The sequence below is a fragment of the Pseudomonas sp. LjRoot277 genome (assembly GCF_964253845.1).
Taxonomy (GTDB): Bacteria; Pseudomonadota; Gammaproteobacteria; order Pseudomonadales; family Pseudomonadaceae; genus Aquipseudomonas.
This window is the reverse complement of the sequence record NZ_CAXURI020000001.1, coordinates 6127798-6150923: the sequence shown is the minus strand read 5'-3', so window position 1 is coordinate 6150923 and position 23126 is coordinate 6127798. Positions and strand designations below refer to the sequence as shown.

At 58.5% G+C, this 23126-nt stretch carries 10 protein-coding genes; 6 read left to right on the top strand and 4 right to left on the bottom strand.

Translation table 11 applies throughout. From position 1 onward, the window contains the following. Positions 1–231 precede the first annotated feature (231 nt). Genes ACSQ87_RS28555 through cbiE form a run of 3 tightly spaced genes read right to left on the bottom strand, consistent with a single transcriptional unit; the run spans position 232 to position 3258 of the window. Entirely contained in the window at positions 232–960 is a 729-nt protein-coding gene (locus ACSQ87_RS28555; protein ID WP_436274869.1) for a cobalt-precorrin-6A reductase, read from the bottom strand. Then, positions 957–2054 (bottom strand): cobalt-precorrin-5B (C(1))-methyltransferase, encoded by a 1098-nt coding sequence (locus ACSQ87_RS28550; protein ID WP_223432865.1) that lies wholly within the window; start codon positions 2052–2054, stop codon positions 957–959. The genes ACSQ87_RS28555 and ACSQ87_RS28550 overlap by 4 nt, the downstream gene beginning before the upstream one ends. Then, on the bottom strand, positions 2047–3258 hold the full coding sequence (cbiE, locus tag ACSQ87_RS28545) for a precorrin-6y C5,15-methyltransferase (decarboxylating) subunit CbiE (protein WP_436274868.1): 1212 nt from the start codon (positions 3256–3258) through the stop codon (positions 2047–2049). The genes ACSQ87_RS28550 and cbiE overlap by 8 nt, the downstream gene beginning before the upstream one ends. A gap of 144 nt (positions 3259–3402) precedes the next feature. Between cbiE and cobG the strand changes: the two genes are divergently transcribed. From cobG to ACSQ87_RS28515, 6 genes are all read left to right on the top strand, one after another. Then, the gene (gene cobG, locus ACSQ87_RS28540; RefSeq protein ID WP_436274867.1) at positions 3403–4710 is read left to right on the top strand and encodes a precorrin-3B synthase; all 1308 of its coding nucleotides are present in this window, start codon (positions 3403–3405) and stop codon (positions 4708–4710) included. Then, entirely contained in the window at positions 4703–5329 is a 627-nt protein-coding gene (locus tag ACSQ87_RS28535; RefSeq protein ID WP_123367583.1) for a precorrin-8X methylmutase, read from the top strand. Before cobG ends, ACSQ87_RS28535 begins: the two co-directional genes overlap by 8 nt. After that, positions 5329–6060: a precorrin-2 C(20)-methyltransferase gene (locus ACSQ87_RS28530; RefSeq protein ID WP_223432872.1), complete on the top strand. Its 732-nt coding sequence runs from the start codon at positions 5329–5331 to the stop codon at positions 6058–6060. Before ACSQ87_RS28535 ends, ACSQ87_RS28530 begins: the two co-directional genes overlap by 1 nt. Then, on the top strand, positions 6060–7763 hold the full coding sequence (gene cobJ, locus ACSQ87_RS28525) for a precorrin-3B C(17)-methyltransferase (RefSeq protein ID WP_436274866.1): 1704 nt from the start codon (positions 6060–6062) through the stop codon (positions 7761–7763). The genes ACSQ87_RS28530 and cobJ overlap by 1 nt, the downstream gene beginning before the upstream one ends. A gap of 508 nt (positions 7764–8271) precedes the next feature. Further along, a complete protein-coding gene (locus ACSQ87_RS28520; protein WP_436274865.1) occupies positions 8272–15351 on the top strand; it encodes a TcdA/TcdB pore-forming domain-containing protein in 7080 nt (2359 codons plus the stop codon). A gap of 76 nt (positions 15352–15427) precedes the next feature. After that, the gene (locus ACSQ87_RS28515; protein WP_436274864.1) at positions 15428–22513 is read left to right on the top strand and encodes a TcdA/TcdB pore-forming domain-containing protein; all 7086 of its coding nucleotides are present in this window, start codon (positions 15428–15430) and stop codon (positions 22511–22513) included. Here the strand turns inward: ACSQ87_RS28515 and ACSQ87_RS28510 are convergent. Beyond that, positions 22482–23078, bottom strand: coding sequence for a MarC family protein (locus ACSQ87_RS28510; RefSeq protein ID WP_007937197.1), 597 nt, complete (start codon positions 23076–23078; stop codon positions 22482–22484). The genes ACSQ87_RS28515 and ACSQ87_RS28510 overlap by 32 nt on opposite strands. Positions 23079–23126: the final 48 nt, after the last annotated feature.

The following is a 23126-nucleotide window of genomic DNA, read 5'->3' as shown; positions in this document are numbered from 1 at the left end:
GGAAATATAAGGGTGGGGTTGCGACCCGACTAGTCAGCCGCGTTGGATGATGTTGTGTGTGAGGTCCGATAGATAGGTAGGGCGTTGCGCATTTCCTGTAGCAGCTGGCGAAGCCTGCGTTCGGCTGCGAAGCAGTCGTAAAATCGAACACCTCGATCTTTCAGGTTAATCGTGGATGCAGGATTGACGACTGCTACGCAGCCGAACGCAGGCTTCGCCAGCTGCTACAAGTTATGTGGTGGATTCTGCGGTTAGGGCTGCCAGCACGTCATTCACCGATCCAAACTCCCGATCAACCCCCGGCAACACTGGCCGCTGCAAAACAATCACCGGCACCCCGCGCTCCCGTGCCACTTCCAGCTTCGGCTCGGTCGCGGTGCTGCCGCTGTTCTTGCTGATCAGCACATCTATCTGCCGACGTTCAAACAGTTCACGTTCATCCTCGATCAGAAACGGTCCACGCGCGGCGATGACTTCGCAGCGTTCATTACCGGGGTAAACGTCCAGGGCACGCAGGGTCCAGAATTGCTCTGACGGTATTTCGTGCAGATGCTGCAACGGTTCACGGCCAAGGGTGAACAGCGGTCGCCGGAACGGTTCCAACGCCTCGATCAACTCGGCCCAGTCGCTGACATCTCGCCAGTCATCCCCGGCCTGTGGTTGCCAGGCCGGGCGCCTTAACGCCCAGCAGGCAATACCGCTCAACCGCGCAGCAGTGGCGGCGTTCTGACTGATTTGTGCGGCGTAGGGGTGGGTGGCGTCCAGCAGCAGGTCGATCCCTTCATCGCGAATGAACTGCGCCAGCCCTTCGGCACCGCCGTAACCGCCAACGCGAACGTGACAGGTCAGATCAGTCGGCACACGCCCGACGCCGGCCAGGCTATAGATGTGTTCCGGCCCGAGGGTCCGGGCGATGGCCAAGGCTTCCGTCACGCCACCGAGCAATAACACGCGCTTCATTGAAAAGCTCCCGCATGGCCGACAATCCCGCCCTGGCGATCGATGGCAAACACTTCGACCTGAACCTGCGCCGGCACCACGCTGCGGGCAAAGTCCAGCGCGTGCTGACACACCGCATCACCGAGGGCGATGCCCGCTGCACTGGCCATCGCCAAGGCTTGCTGACTGGTGTTGGCCTCGCGAATCCCTTGCTGCAATACCTCATCGGCGCCAATCGCCGCCGCCCACTCGGCCAGTTGCGGCAGGTCGATGCTCGAATGTCGACTGTGCAAATCCATGTGCCCGGCCGCCAGTTTGCTGATCTTGCCGAAACCACCGCAGAGGCTGAGTTTATCCACAGGCACTTTGCGCAGATGTTTGAGTACGGCGCCGACGAAGTCGCCCATTTCTATCAGGGCGATCTCCGGCAGGTCGTAGACCCTGCGCATGGTGTCTTCGCTGGCATTGCCGGTGCAGGCGGCGATGTGCAGGTAGCCGTTGGTTTTTGCGACGTCGATGCCCTGATGGATCGAGGCAATGTAGGCCGCACAGGAAAATGGCCGGACGATGCCGCTGGTGCCGAGGATCGACAAACCGCCGAGAATCCCCAGGCGCGGGTTCATGGTTTTCAGTGCCAGTGCCTCGCCGTCCTCAACGTTGACGGTAACCTCAAAGCCACCGCTGTAGCCGAGTTCTTCCGCAAGCAGGGTCAAGTGATCGGTGATCATCCTGCGTGGCACCGGGTTGATCGCCGGTTCTCCGACGCTCAATACCAGCCCCGGCCGAGTCACTGTGCCGACGCCACGACCAGCGTTGAAGCGGATTCCCCGCTCGCTACGCAATCGCACCTGGGAAAAGAGCAAGGCGCCGTGGGTCACGTCAGGGTCGTCACCCGCGTCCTTGATCGTCCCAGCCTCGGCGCCATCATCCATCAATCGACAGAATTCCAGACGCATCTGCACGTGCTTGCCCTTGGGCAGGACGATGTCCACCGCGTCCGAATGCGTGCCATCCAACAACAAACGCGCAGCCGCCAGACTGGTGGCAGTGGCGCAGCTGCCGGTGGTCAGACCACTGCGCAGCGGTGCGGGTTGTTCGGCGGTTTCGTCACGCATCGAAAGGCTTCGTCACTTCCAGCAAGGTAATCGGCAACGCCTGACGCCAGGTATCGAAGTCTCCCAACGGTTGGGCTTGAGCGATATGGATTCGCGTCAGCTCGCCGCCGTGCTGCTCGCGCCAGGCCATCAAAGTCATTTCACTTTGCAGCGTGACGGCGTTGGCGATCAGTCGGCCGCCGGGTTTGAGTTGTGCCCAGCAGGTGTCGAGTACGCCCTCGCGGGTGACGCCGCCGCCGATGAAAATCGCGTCCGGGCGCTCCAGTCCGTCCAGGGCGTGCGGTGCACAGCCGCGAATCAATTGCAGGCCGGGCACGCCGAGCGCATCGCGGTTGTGCTCGATCAACAACTGCCGACTTTCATCGGCTTCGATGGCCAGCGTTCGGCAACTTGGATGGGCGCGCATCCACTCGATGCCGATCGAACCGCTGCCGGCACCGACGTCCCACATCAACTCACCGGGCACCGGGGCCAGGCGAGCGAGAGTGATCGCGCGGACATCGCGCTTGGTCAGTTGGCCATCGTGCTTGAAGGCTGAGTCCGGCAGACCGGCCAATCGGGAGAGGCGCGGCGTATTGGGTTCGGCGATGCACTCGATGGCGATCAGGTTCAGATCGGCGATCAGAGGATCGTTCCAGTCATTGGCGACGCCATCGATGCGTCGTTCGGCGGCACCGCCCAGATGTTCCAGCACGGTGAGGCGACTCGCACCGAAACCGCGCTCACGCAATAACGTCGCGATCGCGGCCGGGCTCTGACCGTCGTTGCTCAACACCAGCAAGCGAACACCGCTGAACAACTGCGCATTGAGTGCGGCGATGGGACGAGCAACCACCGACAGCGTGACCACATCCTGCAATGGCCAGCCCATTCGCGCTGCCGCCAGCGAGCAGGAGGAGGGCGCCGGCAATATCAGCATTTCATCGTTGGGCAGTTTTCGGGCAAGGCTGGCGCCCACGCCGAAGAACATCGGATCGCCGCTGGCCAGCACGCAGACCGGTTCGCCGCGCAGCACCAAAACCGGATCAAGGGAGAAAGGGCTGGGCCACAACTGCCGCTCGCCACGGATGCACACCGGCAGCAAATCCAGTTGCCGCTGACCGCCAATGATCCGCGAAGCACGCAGCAGAGCGTGCCGGGCGTTTTTGCCCAGGCCCTTGAAGCCGTCTTCGCCGATTCCCACTACTGTCAGCCACGGTGACATCTATAGCCCTCAAATATTGTCCTCAAACGGACTGTTCCGACGGGCAGGCTTTTCATGCCGTCGAACAAAGCAGGCATAATACCGCGCCTTCGCCCGCGAAGCGCCTTTCCCACACAGCCGGTCGCCCCCTTGAACAAACACCCGATGTCCTCAGCCTTACGCCCCTCGGCCTGCCCGGGGTTGCTGCGTATCGTCCAGGCGCTGGATGGCGGGATCTGCCGGATCAAGTTGAATGGCGGTTCGATCAGTGCGGCTCAGGCCGACGCAGTGGCCAGTGCGGCCGAAAGGTTCGCCGGCGGCGTGATCGAGGCGACCAACCGCGCCAATCTGCAGATTCGCGGGATCGGTATTGAACATGACGCCTTGATCGACGGCCTGATGGCCGCAGGGTTGGGCCCAAGTACTGCCGCTGGCGACGATGTGCGCAATCTGATGCTCAGCCCCAGCGCCGGGATCGATCAGCAGATGCTGTTCGATACGCGTCCGTTGGCTGAACAGATCCTCGCCACCTTGCAAAGTCATGAACGCTTCCACGACCTCAGCGCCAAGTTTGCCGTGCAACTGGATGGCGGCGAAGGTCTGGCGATGCTCGAACATTCTCATGACCTGTGGTTGTCAGCCACTGAGCGAGACGGCGAGCTGGTTTTTGCATTTGGCCTGGCAGGTTGCCCTGTGGACTCGCCTGCGGGCGCGGTGTCACTGGAGCAGGGCCATGCGCTGGTGGTCGCGGTGCTTGAGTTGTTTCTTGACCTGGCACGTCCCGATCAGACACGCATGCGGCATTTGCTCGCTGAATGCTCGCTCGACGAATTTCTCTCCCGTCTGGCCGAGCGTGTGCCGCGGATGCCCATCAAGGGTCGGCAGCGCAAGGTAAGTCCGAGCGTCTTGCACATCGGCGCTCATCCACAGCGTGAGGCCGAGCGCGTGTATATCGGCGCGGTGCCGCCGCTGGGTCGCCTCAATCCCGCGATGCTCAGAGGCGTCGCACAACTGGCACGTGACCAGGGTGACGGCAGCCTGCGTTTTACACCTTGGCAAAGCCTGTTGTTGCCCGGTGTTCATGCCGACGCTGCGGCTCAAGTTATCCACAACCTTGAACAACTCGGTCTGCGTTGCTCGGCCGACGATGCCTTGGCGCACCTGATCGCCTGCACCGGCTCGACGGGTTGCGGCAAAGGCCTGGCTGACACCAAGGGCGATGCCCGACAACTGGCGGCGCTGCTGCAACGTCACGGCCAGACACTGAACGTGCACTTGTCCGGCTGCCAGCGTTCCTGCGCGGCCGCGCACATCGCGCCGGTCACGTTGCTGGCGGTTTCTCCCGGTCACTACGACCTCTATTTTCGCGATGCAGCGCAGCCGGGTTTCGGCGCCCTGCACGCACGCAACCTTACTATTGAAGCGGTCGCAGCCTTGCTCGACGCCCGCTCACGGAGCCCCCTTGATGCTTGATTACATCCGCGACGGTCAGGAGATCTATCGCAACTCCTTCGCGATCATTCGTGCCGAGGCCAACCTCGAGCGTATTCCGGCCGATTTGGAAAAGCTCGCGGTCCGTGTGATCCACGCCTGCGGCATGGTCGACGCCATCGATGGGCTGCAATTTTCCGAAGGCGCGGGCAAGGCCGGACGTGATGCGCTGGCCGCCGGTGCGCCGATTCTGTGTGATGCGAGGATGGTCAGCGAAGGCGTGACCCGCACGCGTTTGCCTGCGAACAACGAAGTCATCTGCACCCTGCGCGATGACAGCGTTCCGGAGCTTGCCCGCGAGCTGGGCAACACCCGTTCCGCCGCCGCGCTGGAACTGTGGCGCCCGCACCTGGAAGGCAGTGTGGTGGTGATCGGCAACGCGCCGACCGCACTGTTCTATCTGTTGGAAATGCTCGACGCCGGCGCGCCGAAACCGGCGCTGATCCTCGGCTTCCCGGTGGGCTTCGTCGGCGCCGCCGAATCCAAGGCAGCGCTCGCGGCGGACAGCCGTGGCGTGCCTTTCGTCATCATGCAAGGCCGGCTGGGCGGCAGCGCCATGGCCGCCGCCGCCGTCAATGCCCTCGCTACGGAGATCGAATGATGCAGCAACCTGGACGTTTGATCGGCCTGGGCGTCGGCCCCGGTGATCCGGAACTGATTACCGTCAAAGCCCTGCGCCTGCTGCGTGAGTCGCCGGTGGTCGCGTACTTCGTCGCCAAGGGAAAAAAGGGCAACGCGTTCGGTATCATCGAGGCGCATTTGCAGGACGCGCAAACGCTGCTGCCGCTGGTGTATCCGGTGACCACAGAAGCGTTGCCAGCGCCGCTGTCGTACGAACAAGTGATCAGCGATTTCTACGATGCGGCCGGCGAAGAACTCGCCGCGCACCTGGACGCTGGCCGTGACGTGGCGGTGATCTGCGAAGGCGATCCGTTCTTCTACGGCTCCTACATGTATCTGCACGATCGACTGGCCGAGCGTTATGAAGCCGAAGTCGTGCCGGGCGTTTGCTCAATGCTCGGCGGCGCTTCGGTGCTGGGCGCGCCGCTGGTGTATCGCAATCAGAGTTTGTCGGTCCTGTCGGGCGTATTGCCCGCCGACGATCTCAAGCGTCGTCTGGCCGATGCCGATGCTGCCGTGATCATGAAACTGGGGCGCAACTTCCCCAAGGTCCGTCAGGTACTCGAAGAACTCGGGCTGGCCGAACGCGCGCTGTACGTTGAGCGCGCGACCATGGCCAACCAGAAAATCGTCCCGCTGAATGAGGTTGAGCCGATGTCCTCGCCGTACTTCTCGCTGATCATTGTGCCCGGCGAACGGTGGCAAGGCTGATGGCCCGTCCAGTTCCGGCGATTGTCATTCTGGGCAATGGCAGCCTTGCGACCGCGCGCAAGATTGCGCAGCTATACCCTGGCGCATTGATCCATGGCCTGGCCGAACGGGTGGAAGGCGCGGACCGCGTTTATCACGAGTTCGGCGCCACCTTGCGTGAGTTCTATCAGCAGGACACGCCGATCATCGCCTTGTGCGCTGCGGGCATCGTGATCCGAACGCTGGCCCCGCTTCTGCTGGAAAAAGGCGCCGAGCCGCCAGTGCTGGCCGTGGCCGAAGACGGCAGCGCCGTGGTGCCGCTGCTCGGCGGCCTCGGTGGCGTGAACGTCATGGCGCGAGAGATTGCTGCCGGTCTTGAGGTCGCCGCCGCCATCACCACCAGTGGTGAGTTGCGCTTCGGCACCTGCCTGCTCAATCCACCCAGCGGTTATGCCCTCGGCGATCTGGAACTGGGCAAGCGCTTCGTCTCGGATTTGCTCGCCGGCCAAAGCGTACGCGTCGAAGGGGCTGCGCCTTGGCTGGCGCAGGCGCAGTTGCCGGAAGATCCTCAAGCGCAGCTGTCGATCCATGTCGGCCATGCCGAACGGACACCGGCAGCCAATGAATTGATGATCTACCCGCGCAATGTGTTGGTGGCGGTGAACGCCGAGGTCGCGGACCTGCCAGGCGCCATTCGCTCAGCCTTGCATCAGGCGAAGATCGCCGTGCAATCGGTGGCGTGCCTGTTGGCCAGCGATCTGAACATGGCCAGCACGGCATTGCGCGAAGCGGCACTTGAACTGGGTGTCCCTCTGCGGTTTGCGTCGGTCAGCGGCGGCGTTAGCGAGTTGTCCCGCCACACCGTGCCGAACGCTACCATCGTGTCAACGGATACCGGCATTGCCATCGCGGTGGCCACTCAGCCGCTGGACGCTGCGCAAATCGGCCGTGCACGCGGTCGTCTGGCGGTAATCGGTCTGGGCCCTGGCGCCGCCGAACTGATGGTGCCAGCGGTCAAGGCCGAACTGGCCAGGGCCACCGACGTGCTCGGCTACGAAACCTACGTGCGCATGGCCGGGCCGTTCCGTGAAGATCAAGTGCTGCATTGCACCGACAACCGCGAAGAGATGCAGCGTGCCCGTCACGCCTTCGAGCTGGCGGCGCAAGGCCGTTCGGTGATTGTGGTGTCGTCCGGTGACCCCGGTGTGTTCGCCATGGCGGCGGCGGTGCTTGAGGCGTTGCATGAGTCGAGCGAGCCGAGCTGGCACAGCGTCGATCTGGAGATTCTTCCGGGTGTTTCCGCGTCACTGGCGACGGCTGCTCAAGCAGGCGCGCCCTTGGGCCATGACTTCTGCGTGATGTCGCTGTCGGACAACCTGAAACCCTGGTCGATCATCGAGAAGCGCCTGGACCTGGCCGCCGAAGCCGATCTGGCGCTGGCGTTCTACAACCCGATCTCCCGCGCGCGGCCATGGCAACTGGGCCAAGCCCTGGCAATCGTCGGCCGGCATCGCACACCAGAAACGGTGGTGGTGCTGGGCCGCGATATTGGCCGCCCTGGCCAGACGTTGCGGGTCACCACGCTCGGCGAGCTGACCCCCGACCAGGTGGACATGCGCAGCATGGTGTTGATCGGCTCGTCCACCACCTGCGCATTTCCTCGTGCCGAGGGTGGTGAGTGGGTGTATACGCCGCGCTGGTACGGTATCAAGCCTGCCTCCTGAACCACAGCGGCCCCGTGTGGGCCGCTTTTCACTTGATACATTCCCTTCTGCTGGTTTGGCTCTTTCACTTTGGCGTTGATGCGTCATTTATTTCACCAGTCGTTGTGGGATTTATGACTCTCGCCACGACGAATCAATACTATTTTCTGTCGCTGCTTTCTTCCTTTGTGTAGTGCTTTTTTGCAGTCGAAAACGTCGGCGTTGCGCATGAGTCACAACGCCGCCTGTTTGCTGATGGCCTCAACGATTTTGTTTATCTAAGTGCGCTTATTTAAGTTGGCAATATAAGGTTTTATTTTTTTCAAATTTGATTGTATTGAAATTAATTGAATTTCTTCGGGTTTGAAGTGTCCGCTTTTACGATTTAGTTTTGTCTCGTGTGAAGTAATTGCTTCACGTGTTGATCTGGTCTCGTTCAAAAATACGAAATGGTTGACGTTGTCGTCGAGCGGTATTTGCGTGGCTGGCTTACAGAACTTAATTGCATGTATTGAAGCTGGAGAGTGTCTTGTCTAATAGTCATTTGGATGTTCCGTATATCGGTGAATATGTAAAGTTCGCAAAGCTTTTTAATCTTGAAGATCTTGAGCAGGCGTTAATTTCACACAAAGGTACTGACGAGTATGACGACGTCTTCAGGTATTACTCAGGCTGCATCGACTTGCTCGATTCGCCCAGGATACTGGAGCCGCTGGGTCTATTGAAGAAGGCTTTGGCATCTTTTGTCGGGCCTGAGGGGCGAACACGACGAACGACTGAGTCGCTTCCTCCCAAGAGCGCGGCCCCCGACGTGACAGACATCTACGAACGGCTCGAAGGTTTCGAGGCTCGTTTGTCGAACGGTACGCAGCAGTTGCAAACTCCCAAAACAAACGTTCCTGACACTCTGCATTTTGTCTGGCTCGGCGGTGGTTTGGGCGGTATCCAGCGCGACTACATCAATATCTGGAAGCAGACACTGTCTGGGCAGGGTTACACCCTCAAACTCTGGTACGACAGCGATGCATTGCTGGCCTACGAAACCAATCGGATTATTGTCGAGGCAGCCAAGGCTGACGCCATGCTTGATGGCGGGCAGGCCAGTAGTACCGCTGTTGAACTGGGCGACAAGTATGAAGAGCGGGTCATTGCTCTCAAACAGCAGATGTTTGCGCACATTAATAAAGCGCTAGAGAGCGGTGAGAGTGCCGACGACGCCAGGATCGATCTGTTGGTTCGAGCCTATAGTCAAGATGAAGGGCAGTTGAAAGTACTCAGGGAAAAAAACCGCCAGAGTCTGTTGTCGTTGAGCGAGGACGCTATTGTTCTTCGCGATCTCGCCACTGAGGCGACACCGTTGTACTTGCAGGACATCTATGAGCAAGAAATCAGCTTGCGTGGCAACTTTGCTGCCGCCTCCGATATTGTCCGCGTCGAGGCACTGTTCGCCGACGGTGGCAGTTATGTAGACGTGGATAACCTGCCGCCGCTACTAGAAACCCTGGGCGGGGTGGATATCAGCCGGTTTGGCTCGGATGCACGCCTGAGTGTTTTGCAGCTGATACTTGACCACAACCCTGAGTGGATGCCGGGTCGGCAGGTTATACGCAGCAGGTACAAAAGCTTTTTAGAGCAAATTCCCCAGGAGCACCGTGAGGCGCTGGAGCATTTTGCCAAGAGCAGCCCTGATATCAGCGGTGTTTTCCGGCAGCCGGTAGAGCGTCAGGTGCAACCGGATGGACTGCGTGCTGTCGCCGTAAACAGCACGTTGAGTAACGCGTTCATGATGGCTCATCCCGGGTCAGCAATGCTCAAGGCTGTTCTTGACCGTTTCAGGCTTAACTATGAGGTGGTTGATGCCACCGCCCGGTTAGCCGTTGAAAGAAAGATCGCGCTTATCGATGCCCAGGCAGTCAGTCACATTGGCGAGGAGGTGGTCGAGAAACGGTTCGGGCTCTTGCATGAACTGTCGATGGAGGAAGAAATAGCGGTCAGGTTTTTGGTTGAAGCTGCCGCTGCTTACTACAGCGACGGTATCCGTCCTCAGAGTGAAGTGACCATTTATCTGACCGGGCCTGCTGCGATGCGCGATGGGCTGGCGGATTACGAAAAAAAGCATTTCACCCCACGGGGCGCTGAAGCTTCGAGAGCTGAAGTCGCCATACCACCCATCGCAACCGTCAACCTGGCGACCGAGGAGGAACTGGATCACTCCTGGAAGGAGAACGAGAGCGACACGACTCAATGGCTGAATAGAGAAAAGCAGCGTTGGGAAGCCGGGAAGTTCAATATCCGTTATGCCGGCGATGTCACACAACTGCTCAAGTACCAGCGTATTGATTTCGAAGAAGGTTGGCCGGTGATTGAAGGTCGTCATGTGCTGATCACAGATCTGTTGCAGCAACTGGCCGATGACCTCGGTGAGCCATTTCGCCAGGCAATGAGTCAGCGCCACAACGGCAGCGTGACGTTTGAAAAGCCGTTGTCCCTGAGTTTCGATGACCGGCAAGCGATCATTGCTCAGGATGCCAGCATTCGCCCCCCGGCTTCCCTCCCGGATGCGGCGACACAAAACCTGTCGGTGGATGAACTGCTGAGCCGGGTCGCCAAAGACCCACTGCTCACCATGAAACTAAACCCGCTGCAACGTCTGTTGCTGGGTGGGCTATTGGGGGTCAGTGCGCTGGATAACCAGCATTTTGATGCTGTCAGTGCAACGCTTGAAAACCTTGCCAATACGATGTCGGAGTTGGGAGTCATCCACCGTTACGGGGCCATTGAGCGGGAGTTGTTCAAGCAAAGTCATCCGGCTTTCCTTGCCGGGTTGACGCGTGCTTCCAACCCGCCTGTGGCCTTGTCCGAAACGAGTGTTGAACTCAAGAAACAGGCACTCGAACGTCCGCTGACCCTGGCGGAGTGGGGACGTTTGGTCGCCAGGATTCAGCAAGTGGCGAAGCTCGAATACCGCGACCATATTGGCGAGCGAATCGGTGAAGTGCTGGAGAGCTTTGATCACGGCAGTTTCAAATTGGTGCCCCAGGACTTGTTGCTCGAAGGATCGGGCGATCGGGTTGCCGGACGCTGTTACCCACTGGCACTGGCCATGGCTGCTGCGCTCCATAAAGGCAGCAACGCGGCAAATACCTTGCGGGAACGCTTTTACCTGGCGGTTACCGAGCCTGAAGCCGGCGACTCAAGGGGGTTTGTGAGCATGATCGAGGAGCTGCGTGACGTCCCGGTCAATGAATCAGGCAAGCCATTGATGCGTTCCGATCTGACTCGGATCGTAGCGATGCTGGAAGAAAAAACGGCCACGACCACCCTGATGCTCAACTCGGACAACCACTCGATGCTGGTTGCGAAAACGCTTGAGGGGCCGCAAAGCGCTTACCTGCTCTACGATCCGAACTTCGGGATCTTCGAGTTTGCGACTGCCTCGACGTTCAGTGAGGCGCTGAAGCACTTCTTCATCCGCAAGGAGATGGGCAGGCATTACGCCGCCTTTGGGGATGTGGCACGTCCGACTTTTGACTTGATCGAACTCAATGGCGCAGGGCTGAACGCCATAGTGCTTGCGTCCGGTGCTCAGGTCTCAAGCCTTTCGGAGTCGGGAGCGTTGCCTGAGCAGGCTCCTCGCGCAAGACAGCGACTGGCCAGTGCGCGGGGGCAGTCGTTGGTCAACAATGCAGCGTTGGGCAGTTCATTGCTGGAACTGGACGCTCACTGGTGGGGTGGGCAGATCGCGCAGGCGACACGGCAGTTGCAAGAGCAACACGGGCTGGCGTCGGATTCTGTTGTGTTGTTCGAGACACTGGAGATAACCCCGACAGGGGAATACACAATCAGTCTGGTCAACACCGATGCCGGGCAGACCATTGAGCGTGTCACCACCCGCGATCACCGGTTCCTGAGAATTAAAAACTTCCTCTCCGAAACCTTCCATTCATTGGCCGCTCGCCCGCGTGCGTCGGTCAATCCGCTTGATCCGACGGACGCCGGCAGCGTTCATACGCTCAATGCCGGTTTCACCGTACAAGCCTTGATGAACGTACTGCGTCGTCACGAGAGTGCAACGAGCGGTGGTGATAAGGCCCTGACCACCGCCATTCGCCTGCATGCCTACGTGAACTATGCCCAGCTGGCCCATGGCAACGTAGTGGACGTTATTGGTGTGATCAAACTGGCCCGCCAGGCACTGGACGATGAAAAGCTGATCGCCCGCACCAGCGCGCCGTTGGTGCAAAAGGCCTTGGGGCATATCGCCAATGAAGGGGTCGGTACGGTATTGGGGATGGTGAATGTCGGGTTTGATATTTACCAGTTGAGCCATGCCACCAATGAGATTGAAAAGGCGCAGTTCGGGACGCAGTTGGCCTTCGACTCCGCGAGTACGGTGTTGGGCGCAGCGGGTCTGGGGGCAGCCCTGGCTGGCGCGGGTACGGTGGCCGCGGTGCTGGGGGGCGCCGGGGTGATTCTTGGCGGGTTGGCGGTGGGCGTTACTGCGCTGGCCGAAGGTTTTGCGACGATTGCGGAGGAAGCCAAGGAGGTCGCGCGGTTTTTTGATGGGCTTGAAAAGGGCTATGTACAAGGCGGCTATCACCTGGACAAGGCGTCAAATGTCTGGATTGCGCATCCCTTGCTGGTATTTGCCGATTTGGATTTGCGCGCATCCACCGTCCATTTCGACAGCCCGAAACTGTTCCCGCTTCGGGACCATTTCGGGGTCCCGGATTACGATGTGGATTACACCCGCGCCATCGATATTCGCCAGGGCCTTGGGTTGCCGGACTCGGCGCATTTCTCACCACAGGCAGGACAAACCATCGTTCTGCCCTGCAGACCCAAGACCTTGTACGGCTACAGATACAAGTTGCTGCCGTTTGTCACGTTTCGTCATGCCGGCGGGTACGACACGGCACGTCGACTGGAGAAAAAGAACGAACAGGGGCAATGGCAGTTTCTGTTTTCGTTCTACTCGTTTCCCGGTGAGTACGTGGTCAACCGGCTGATCCCGGCCTACCAGCCAACGGTATTCAATGTTCGTCTCGATAACATCGAGCGTTCACTCGCGGTACCTGCGCTGCCGAAGATGTGGCACGGGCTGGTGTCCTACCGGGTAGAAGGCGCAGGTGCTCAATGTTCCCTGTTGCTCAATCCTGGAGTGAGCCTCGAACTCGCCGCGCCCGGTCACATTGCTATGCAATGGGTGCTGCGGACTCCATGGCTGGCGGAGACAGACATCCGGATAGAAGCCGGGGGACGCCTTGTTTCGGCGACGCTGGAGGTGACGTTCAGTGGCGGTGGCGTTCACCATGTGTTGCTTAAGCTGGCGGATAACAAAATCGTGCGTGTAGATCTTGCTGCCCGGCAGCTGGAGGTTGTCGAAGAAGAGGCCGATCCGGCCCTCGGGGAACAAGCGTTGCTGGATCACTTCAAGACACTGACCCATGAACATCGACTCGCCGCGTCTTACACCCCCGTTCGCAACTTCGTGGTGCCGTTCGAAAAGCCGGACGAACCCAGGACGGTAACCGCGTATTACGACTCGGCGCAGGATCGTTTTCTGTACATCCGCGACTCGAATGTCCTGTTGTCCGATGAGGTGATATTGGGCGCGGTGGTGGAGGGCTCGGCTTACTTCTATCACCCCGAGACTTTCTATGTCTGGCAGGTCGATGCGATCACCGGCACGCTGGTTCAGCGCTATCGTTTGCTGATTAGAGATGGCCTGGCGATTGTCCGCTTCGAGGCCGTGACCCATGGCGGCATTCAGATCGTGCAGCAGCTCACTGGAAAGGACGGCCAGCGCGATGAACTGACTTATGTGATCCATGACCGGGCCGTGGTGCTCAGCTCGATCACCCGCGGTCAGGATCCTGCGTTGCAGGTCGTTTTGGAGGTTGACACGCTGAAGGACTGGAAGCAGGTGCTGGGCGACTATGTGTTGCTGGCAGAGTCCGCCACTACAGTGAACTGGCGTCCCGGTGCACTGGTTTCGATTTGTTGGCAGATCGATGACAAGTGGCGGGATCTGGTCTGGGTACGCAGCAGTGATGGGTTGATTATTCGTGCACCTGCCAGGCGTCACCATGCGCGGGGATGGGCAGACTCGATCAAGGCCTTGAATGAACTTCTGCTCATTGCTCCCGCCGGTGTCGAGGGCGAAGTGTTCATTACCTACGACAAACTTCGCCAAAGCCTTATGTGTCAGCAAAGGTCGATTGTGGAGGGGCGCGCACAATGGTCGTCCAGCAATATCTCCCCCCCTGGGCTGAAAAATGTTGTCGCCGTTGAGCGGGACTATCTCGTCCTGACCGACTCTGGTCTGTTCTTTGACATTACGCCGGACGGGAATCTGAGCTTTGGCGGGCTGACCGAGCACTGGTTCAAGGATCGAGCTCAGTGGTGGTCGGTGCTGGAAACGGTTGCGGTGCAATACCCGGTGCCGAGTTTTGCCATCCTGGGTTTGACCGGTTTCAAGGGCGATGCCTTGTGCGCCTGGTACCTGGGTGGTCGGCTGCTGCTCGCTGAAATGGGTCACGGCAAAGAAGTACGGTTGCTGAGTATTACTCCAGACAATCAGGCCACCTGGCTGTTTGATCTTTCAACCGGCAGGATTGTCCGTCAGGGTTTTATCGATCCAGACCGCTTGAACACGGCATTTGCCCAGGGAACGAAACTGTTACCGGCTGAGGCATTGCCAGCCCCGACGCAGGAATGGGCGAGCTGGACCTTTAGCGACGTAACCGTGGAAGGCTCTGGCCTGAGGGCAACGACGCTTGAAGGTGTGGAGGTGGATTTACAGTACAACGAACCGGTACGGATTACGGGCGTTGACAGCCATTGGGTCGCTGCACTGGAAGGTGAGTTGAGTGAGGGCCTGGCGGCGCTGGCGAACGAACATCGATGCGCCGATTTTCTGTCCGTCAAAGACGCTGACTCCCAACAATGGTACGTGGTCCGGACCGGACGGTTGATCCTCATTCCGAAGACCGCTATTGCTGCGCCATTCACGCTCGTCGGCACCCAGCATCAAACCAATGTGATGCTGCATGATCGCAGGGATGGTTTTTTGCACACCTATCCGCAAAACAACAGGGTCGGGCCGCTCGACTATGTCCAGCGAAACGCCGAAGTACTGGTGGTCGAGGGGGCGGAAACGCGTACGGACCTGCTCCCGTTGATTGCCGATGATGTCAGCATCCTGGTGCTCAAACTGGGTCAAGGTTCAACGACCTGTCGGCTTACCAGAGCCGCATGGTTGAAGCTTGAGTCGGTCATTGTCGATTGCCGCCATTCGCTCGACCACTCGCCCTCGGTTCCGGGAAAACTGATCTGGGATATCGTGGTTGCGGATCAGTTGTGGGCGAGCCGGATCGATGAGCACTTGGTGATTGTGGATGCGGACAGCGGACACAGTTTGATTTTTCGCGACGTATTCTCGACCGATGTCGTTTTGCAACGGAACGTATTTCTGACGATGAGCGGCTATCAGTCCTTCGCGGTGTCAACACTGGTAAGCACCCTGGTTGCCAGGAAGGACAGCACGAGCAGTGTGTTACTCAAAGACATTTTGCCCACCGCATTAGTTGAAAAAATAGAAGATTGAGTCCTGACAGCCACTGACACATTGAACCTGTTCGATGTGTGAGTGGCTGTCGGCTTTTATTCATAAGGATATGAAAGTGAAAAGTACAACGACGGGAGCGCTGAATCAGACTGACGCTTTTTCCACGCCGTTTGATCGCAGCGAGTTGGAGTTTGCGTTGAGCGGTTTCAAAGACATGCCGGAGCACGCAGCGGCCTTGCGTTACTTCGACGGTGCTAGCGAAGCGTCGAGTCTTGAGGCCCAACTGACGCCGATAAGTCTATTGAAGGAAACGCTCGAATCAAAAACCCCGAAAGGTTCGGCTGCCACACTGCAAAAAGTCCGGGATAAATTGACGGACTATTTACTGCGTTTGAGTACAACTGTCGAACTACTGAATACTGCCAAACCCGTCCCCAAAAAGTTGCACTTTGTCTGGGTAGGCGGCGGCATTGGCGCTATTCAGGGAGACTACATCAATGTCTGGAGGCAAATGCTTGCCCCAAAGGGTTACAGCCTCAACCTGTGGTATGACAGCGATGCTTTACTGGCCCATGAAACCAATCGCATTATCGTCGAGTCAGCCAAAGCGCTGGGGACGATTTCTGCGCCAGAAGGCGCAGTCGATACGCCTGCTGCGCTGGCTCGTCGTTACATCGAGCGAACTCGAGTGTTGCGACAGCAGATGTTCGAGCATATCCAGACTGTCACCCAGGCGGGCGGCAGCGCCGATCAGGCGCGGATTGATCTTTTAGTCAGTGCCTATGGCCAGGACGAAGGTGAGCTCAAGGCGCTCAAGGCCCGCAATCTTCAATCTCTGCAACGCGTGGAAATTGCCCATCGAGACATACACGTAGAGCTTATCGATCAACCGTTGTTCGATATCTATGAGCGCGAAATCTCGTTTCGCACCAACCTGGCGGCTGCATCCGATATCACACGTTTACAAGTTCTGAATGTCGAGAGTGGAACCTATCTTGACGCTGACTTGCTGCCGTCTCTACATAAAGTGCTCGGTGGTGTGGACCTCGCCGCCTTCGGTGCCGAAGAACGTATAGGTGTGATGCAGTTATTGTTCAATCACAACCCGACACTACTTCCGAATCGGGGGCAGGCCTATGCGGATTTTCGCCCCCAGGTGCCTGAACAACACAGAGAGGCGATAACAGCATTTGCCAAAAACATGCCGTCCCTCAGTGATATTTTTGCGCCGTTCAATGACGTCATGGTTGCAGCGAACGGGCTGCGCGTCGGGAACAAAAACACGCGTGATTTGGTGCCGGATCAAGTCAAGACGCCGTTCAACGGATTATCCAATGCACTGTTGAGTGGTCATGCGGGTTCTGTACAACTCGCTGCGGTTATGGAAAAAATTCGCAGCAACTATCAGTTCCTGGACCGGGTCGTTGCGCAGGCCTTGAGCAGCAATGTATCGCTTCAGGATCGCCAGGCATTTCCCGATCTGATTATCCGGGAGCTGGAAAAAAAACACGGTTCGATTTCAAGCTGGGAGGCGAATATCCACAGCCTCAACAGTTTTTTGCAGGCGATCAATGACTATGATGCCGACGGCATCAAATTCGGTGCCCAATCGGCCATTGCGATGAGCGGGCCGACGGCGGTATCCAGCGGTTTGAGTGACTTTGTCGAAGACCATGCGCTGCTTGAAAGCCGCCAACTGATCAGCGACAAGGTTGACCTGTTCGACGGCTTTAACCTCGCCACCGAAGAAGAAACCCACCACAGCTGGAAAGACAATGCCAGGACTGAGGCGGCCTGGTTCGAGCTTGAAACAACCAAAGCGAGCCAGGGCGGCTATAAGGCCCATTTCAAAGGCAACATCACTGAGCTGCTTAAAGGTCAGCTGATGACGTTTGAAAAGGGTTGGCCTGTGATTGAAGGCCGACCGGTTTTACAGACCGACCTCTTGCAGCAACTGGTGGATGATCTGGGAGCCCCCTTCATCCGGGCCATGAACGAAAAACTCAGCGGCGACCTGAGCTTCGATAAGCCTTGGTCTCTGAGTTTCGATGAGCGTCAGCGGATCCTGGCGCAAGCCCGTGTCGAACTTCCGGTCTCACACGGTTTTGAGCCGATCGGTAACTTGAACGAAATGATTGCCCGTATTGGTCACGGCTCTCTGCCGCTTGATCAGTTGAGTCCGGTGCATCGAGTACTACTCGGTGGGCTGTTCGGCGCGCAGACGCTGGATAGTGCCGGATTCGACGATGCCTGGCAGCGCACCCGAACCCTCGCTCAGATCACCGCCGACCTGGGTTTCGCCCAGCGTTATCTGGCCATCGAACAGGCCTTGCTCGCACGCAGGCATCCTGCATTCGAAGCCGGGTTTGCAGCTGCCCAGGCAGCGGTTGAGCCGTCGAAGAACAGCGCTCAGGTGCTCAAGGCCCTCGCGTTCGAGAAGCCGTTGACCTTGCGCCAATGGGGCGAGCACATGGCCCGCATCAGGTTTCAGGCGCAATATGAACTGCGCCACCACATCTTCCAGCGCAGCGCCACGGTGCTGGAAACCTTCATCGAGCAAGGTGCTTCGACGGGGAGGTTGATGCCTCAGGGGTTACTGGTCAGGGGTGAAGGCGATCCCGGAGGGCGCTGTTATCCACTGGTGTTGGCCATGGCGGCAGCCATCGAAAAAGGCCCCTCGGCCGTGGACGCTTTGAGCGGCAGGTTGGCCAATGCCAACCTTGCGCCCGACGCCAATGAAACCCATGCTTTTCTGCGGACCCTCGATGAGCTGCGAACCGTGCCAATGGCGCGGTCGGGCACTTTATCAGGAGAGTCCGGGCTGAATCAGGTCATGCAGGCACTGGAAGCCAGGACTTCTACCAGTACCTTGATGCTCAACACCGAAAGCCATTCCCTGTTGGTGGCAAAAATCGTCAATGGCGAGTCGAGTGCCTACCACTTCTACGATCCGAATTTCGGTGTCTTCGGATTTGAACAGGCACAGGACCTGCACCGTGGTCTTGAGCAGTTTCTGAGCAGCCCTGAGCTGGCCAGGCTCTATGAGATCAGTCACGTGATGGACGCGACGTTCAACGTCGTCGATCTCAATGGCCCGCGTATCGCCGATCTGATACTGCCGTCACAGATCAATGTGTCGGGTTTGCTGAGGCATGATCCGATCAGCGCCGGTGTGACGGTGACGCCATGGGAACACCACGCTGCGTTGCGGGCCCGTTCATTGGCGGAAAATGCCCGACTGGGGCGTGGGCTGAACGAACTGGACGCCCGTCACTGGGCGCAGCAGATTCAGCACAGCGCTGATCGCCTCCACGCGGAAAGTAACCTTGGGCGAGACTTTGTTCCGGTGTTCGACAGTGTGCGAGAGGTGTCGGGTGGACACTATGAAGTCAGCCTGGTCAATCTCAAGGACCCCACGCGCACCGTCAGGGTGTCAAGCACCGACGGAGTTCTGTCGCGGATCCGTTCCTACCTGACGGAGACCTTCCAGACACTGTCGGTCAAGCCGTCCGTACCGGGTTATGTCGACCCGACCGATGTCAGCGCCGTGCATACCTTGAATGCGGCTTTTACGGTTCAGGCGCTGCTGGTGGCGCTCCAGTCCCATGAGCAAATCAGCGACATCAATGAAGACCGGAGCCTGACGACTGCCGTGCGAATGCACGGTTACCTCAGTTACGCGCAACTGGCCCATGGCAATCTGCTCGACATCGTGGATCTGGTCAAACTGTTCAGGGTGGCGTTAAACGACGCACCGCTGGTGGCCCGGACCACCTCCACGGTAGTGGTCAACGCGCTGGGACATATTGCCAGGGATGGTTTGGCCACGGTGATGCAACTGGCTACTCTGGGTTTCGATATCTACCTGCTGGCCAATGCCAAGGACGATCTGCAACGGGCGCAATATGGCACGCAGCTGGCGTTCGATTCCGCGGGGTTGGCACTGTCTGCGGCCGGCATAGGCGCCGGCCTGGCAGGTGCCAGTACGGCAGCTGCGTTTCTTGGCGGAGCCGGTGTGATTCTGGGCGGGCTGGCCATTGGCGTGAGCGCGCTGGTCGAAGGGTTCAACGGCACATTGGAGCGAGGGCGGCGGATCGGTCAGTACCTGAATCGTGTCGATAAGGCGTATCGCTCGGGCGGTCACTCGATCAGGGAGGGCGTGTTTTATCCGAATCCTTATGCGGCCATCCGCGAGATTGATTTGCGCAACCAGCGACTGACGTTTGGTAGTCAACAAATCTTATCGGCCAATACCTCCGTGCTGCACCCGCCGAATGACAATCGTGATCGTTCGAAAGCCATCAACATTCGACAACACCTCGGGTTGCCGGAGCAGGCGGCTATTGGCGATTTGACGACCTTTCAGGCCATTGTCCTGCCGTGTGTGGCCAACACCTGGTTCGCTTTCAATTACTCGGCCCTGCCGTTTTCGACCACGCGTTCCGAGCATTTTGAAACTGCGCTGAAGCTGGAGTACGACACAGCAGGCAATCGCCAGTTCTGGTTTACCTTTTACAAGTTCCCCACCGAGTACATCTTGCACAACTTGTTTTCGATAGAGGTCGAGACGACGATCAGTGTCTTGCTGGATGAGGAGCCGCGTTCGTTGCTGGTGCCCGAGCTGCCCAAGATGTTGCACGGCAAGCTGTCCTACAGTGTTGAAGGGGTGGGTGGTCATTGCGCGCTGACACTTGTTCCGGGCGTGCGTTCGGTCAATCTGTCACTGGCACAGAAGGCTCGCCCCATGGCCTGGACGCTGCGTGCGCTCTGGTTGAGAGAAGAGGATATCGTTGTCGGCGAAGGTCTTTTGAAGGTGGGGGCTGTCGACGTTCACGTCATGGGTACGCCTGAATTGGTTATCCAGACTTCGCATCACTCGTTTCGAGTCAACTGGGCGAAACAGCAGTTGTTGCTCGAAGAACTGGAGAACGACCCGACTGCCGACACTGCGATGATCCAGGCCCGAGTCAGGAAACTGGCCCGCACCAATCGTTTGGCCAGCCCGTTCACAGCGGTACAGAATTTCCCGGTTCCATTCGCAGACCCACAAGAACCACAACTCACCACGGCTTTTTATGAGCAGGCCCGTGATCGTTTTATCTACGCTCGCGACCTCCCATCGGCACTGGCGAACCAAGCCAGGCTGGGCGCGGTTATGGGTGGGCAGGCGTATTTCTATTGCTCCCGGGAAGCACTCATCTGGCGCTCAGACGTGGTCACCGGGCGGGTCAATCGATTCTATAGGCTGATGGATCCGGTGCCCGGTTCAAGCATTTCGGTATTCCAGGTCTTGGGGCACGGGATCATTCGGATTGTCCAGCAAGTGACCCAGCGCACTGGGCGTGAAGCCGAGGTGGTCTACCTGTTGGGTGAGGACGAAGTCTTGCTGCTGGCGATTGCAGGTCATCTGACCGACCGTCAGCAAGACGTGCTGCTCAAGGGCGCCATGCCAGGGTGGTCGAACTTCCTGTGGGATTACGAACTGTTGGTCAAGGATTCGAAACTTTGGCCTTTGACCCAAGTGAAAATCGTGGATTATCAGCCAGCGGCGTTTGTCTCGATAACACCTTTGACAGAAGGCAGAAAGGATCCGGTCAGCACGTGGGTCCGGGCTGCCGATGGCCTGCTGATTCGTCCCAATGTGCCGCAGATTGAGGGGGCGGGCGGCGTGGTCAGCCCGATGTTGCTGACACCCGCGAGCAGCACGGGCGATACCGTCCTGTTCTTTGACAAGCGCAATCGGAGCCTCTATCGCCAGAAGATCGGGATGACCGTCACCGGTGTGGATGCCCAGGCTGAACTCATCGGGCCCTGGAGTGTGATTGAAGTCATCGCCAATGAAAAACGCTACGTTGCGTTGACCAAGGACGGGCTGTATTTCGATATCAACGAGCAAGGGCAGTCTCAGCTGGCCGGAGTCTCCGAAGACTGGCTGGAGGCTGCCAGAGGGCCGTTGGGCATTGGCTTTGAGTTTTGGACCGACGTTGAGGCGCTTGCGAAGGCGCATCAAGCGTCGAGCTTTTCGATTCTGGGTCTGGGCAACGGCGTACGGGATAAAAAATTGTGTGCCTGGTACGTCGACCATCGATTGCTGATTGCTGATGTGGGCCCCGGCAAGGTAGTGCAGTTGGTGGCAACGACGCCGGATGATGAGGCGGGCTGGCTGCTGGATATTTCCGTTGGGCAACTTTACCGCCAAGCGTTCCTTGGGCCTGAAAAACTACCGACACTCTTTGATAATGGTCTGCAACTTCTGCAGCAGGACCTGTTGCCTGTGCCACAAAAGGTCTGGCCCGAATGGTCTTTTGCGCAGGTATGGACACATGGCTCCGGTCTGCGAGGGCGGACGCTTGAAGGGGTTGAACTCGAGATGATGTTCGGTGAACCGGCACGTATTGTCGGCGTCACGGGAGACTGGGTTTTGGCGCAACAGGGTGCGAATGACCCTTACGACGCAGGTGTGAGGCAAGCGTTGAAGGCGCTGGTGAGCAAGCATCCCCACGAAGCATTTGTATCGGTTGGCGGTTACTCGGGCTACCAATGGTACGTCGAAGGCATCGATCGTGTGGTGGGTGAGGTCAATACGCGCCTGGAAACCCGACTATTGGGTGTTCGAAACAAAACGGTTGCCTTGTTACATGAAACGCCCAGCCAACTGACATACAGCGCTTCGAGGGATGTGTGGCTGGAGAACAGCGTTGCCCGTCGTGAAGCCGAGGTGTTGATGCTGGAATTTCAGGGGGAGCTCAATGACGTTATGCCGTTGATACCTGACGGTGTTACCCAGTTGATCTTGAGTTATGGGCCCAGAGCGATCAGCTGCAGCGTATCGAGCGATGTCTGGCAGCGGCTTGAATGTATTGTGGTTGATTGTCGTCGTTCGTTGAGCGCTGAGTCACTGATGCCTGGCACATTGATTCTGGATACCGGGGCGCAGGATGTTTGGCGGGTCAGCCAGGTTGAAGGGCAGTTGCTGTTCACCGACCCGAATACCGGGCACAGCCTGATCTTGCGCGATCATCCCGACGATTTGACCGCACGCCGCGCCATGAACCTGAGTTTTCAGGTTCATGGCACCACAATGACCGTAACCCTTGATGAATTAGTGCGGGCACTGGCCATCGATGGCGAGGACAGGCAGCTTGCGGCGCTAATGGCGAAGGTGGGCGTCACGGAACCAGATAGCCCTTCACCCCGGTAAAGATGATCTGCGCCGCCAATGCGCAGACGAACAACCCCATCAACCGACTGACGATCTGCAAGCCCTGGTCACCGAGAATGCGCTCGATGCGGTTGGACAGATAAAGCACTACGCCGACCGTAAAACTGGCCAGGGCAATACTGAGAATGGCCGTGAGTTTGTCGTCCCAATGAGGCTGGCTCACGCCCATCACCAGCAAGGCGCCGATGGTGCCGGGGCCGACCGTCAGGGGAATGGTCAGCGGGACGATGGTCACGTCCTGCTGCACGTTGTCGGTCTGCACCGCAGACTTGCCTTGGGCCATGCCCAGCGCCGAGATGAACAACACACTGCCGGCGCCGATGCGGAAGGCGTCCACGGTGATGCCAAAGACACTGAAAATCACTCGCCCGAACAGGTACAGCAAGACGCTGGAGACCAGGGTGGCAGTCGCCACTTTCCAGGCCAGTCGACGTTGTTCCTTGCGCGAATAACCACGGGTCAGACTGATGAAGCAGGACAATACGAAGAATGGGCTGTAGAGCACCAGCATCTTCAGGTAAACGCTGAACAACACGTGGAGCATGGTGCAAGCTCACTGGCGAGGGAAGTCGAGGGGGAGTCTATCAGGCGC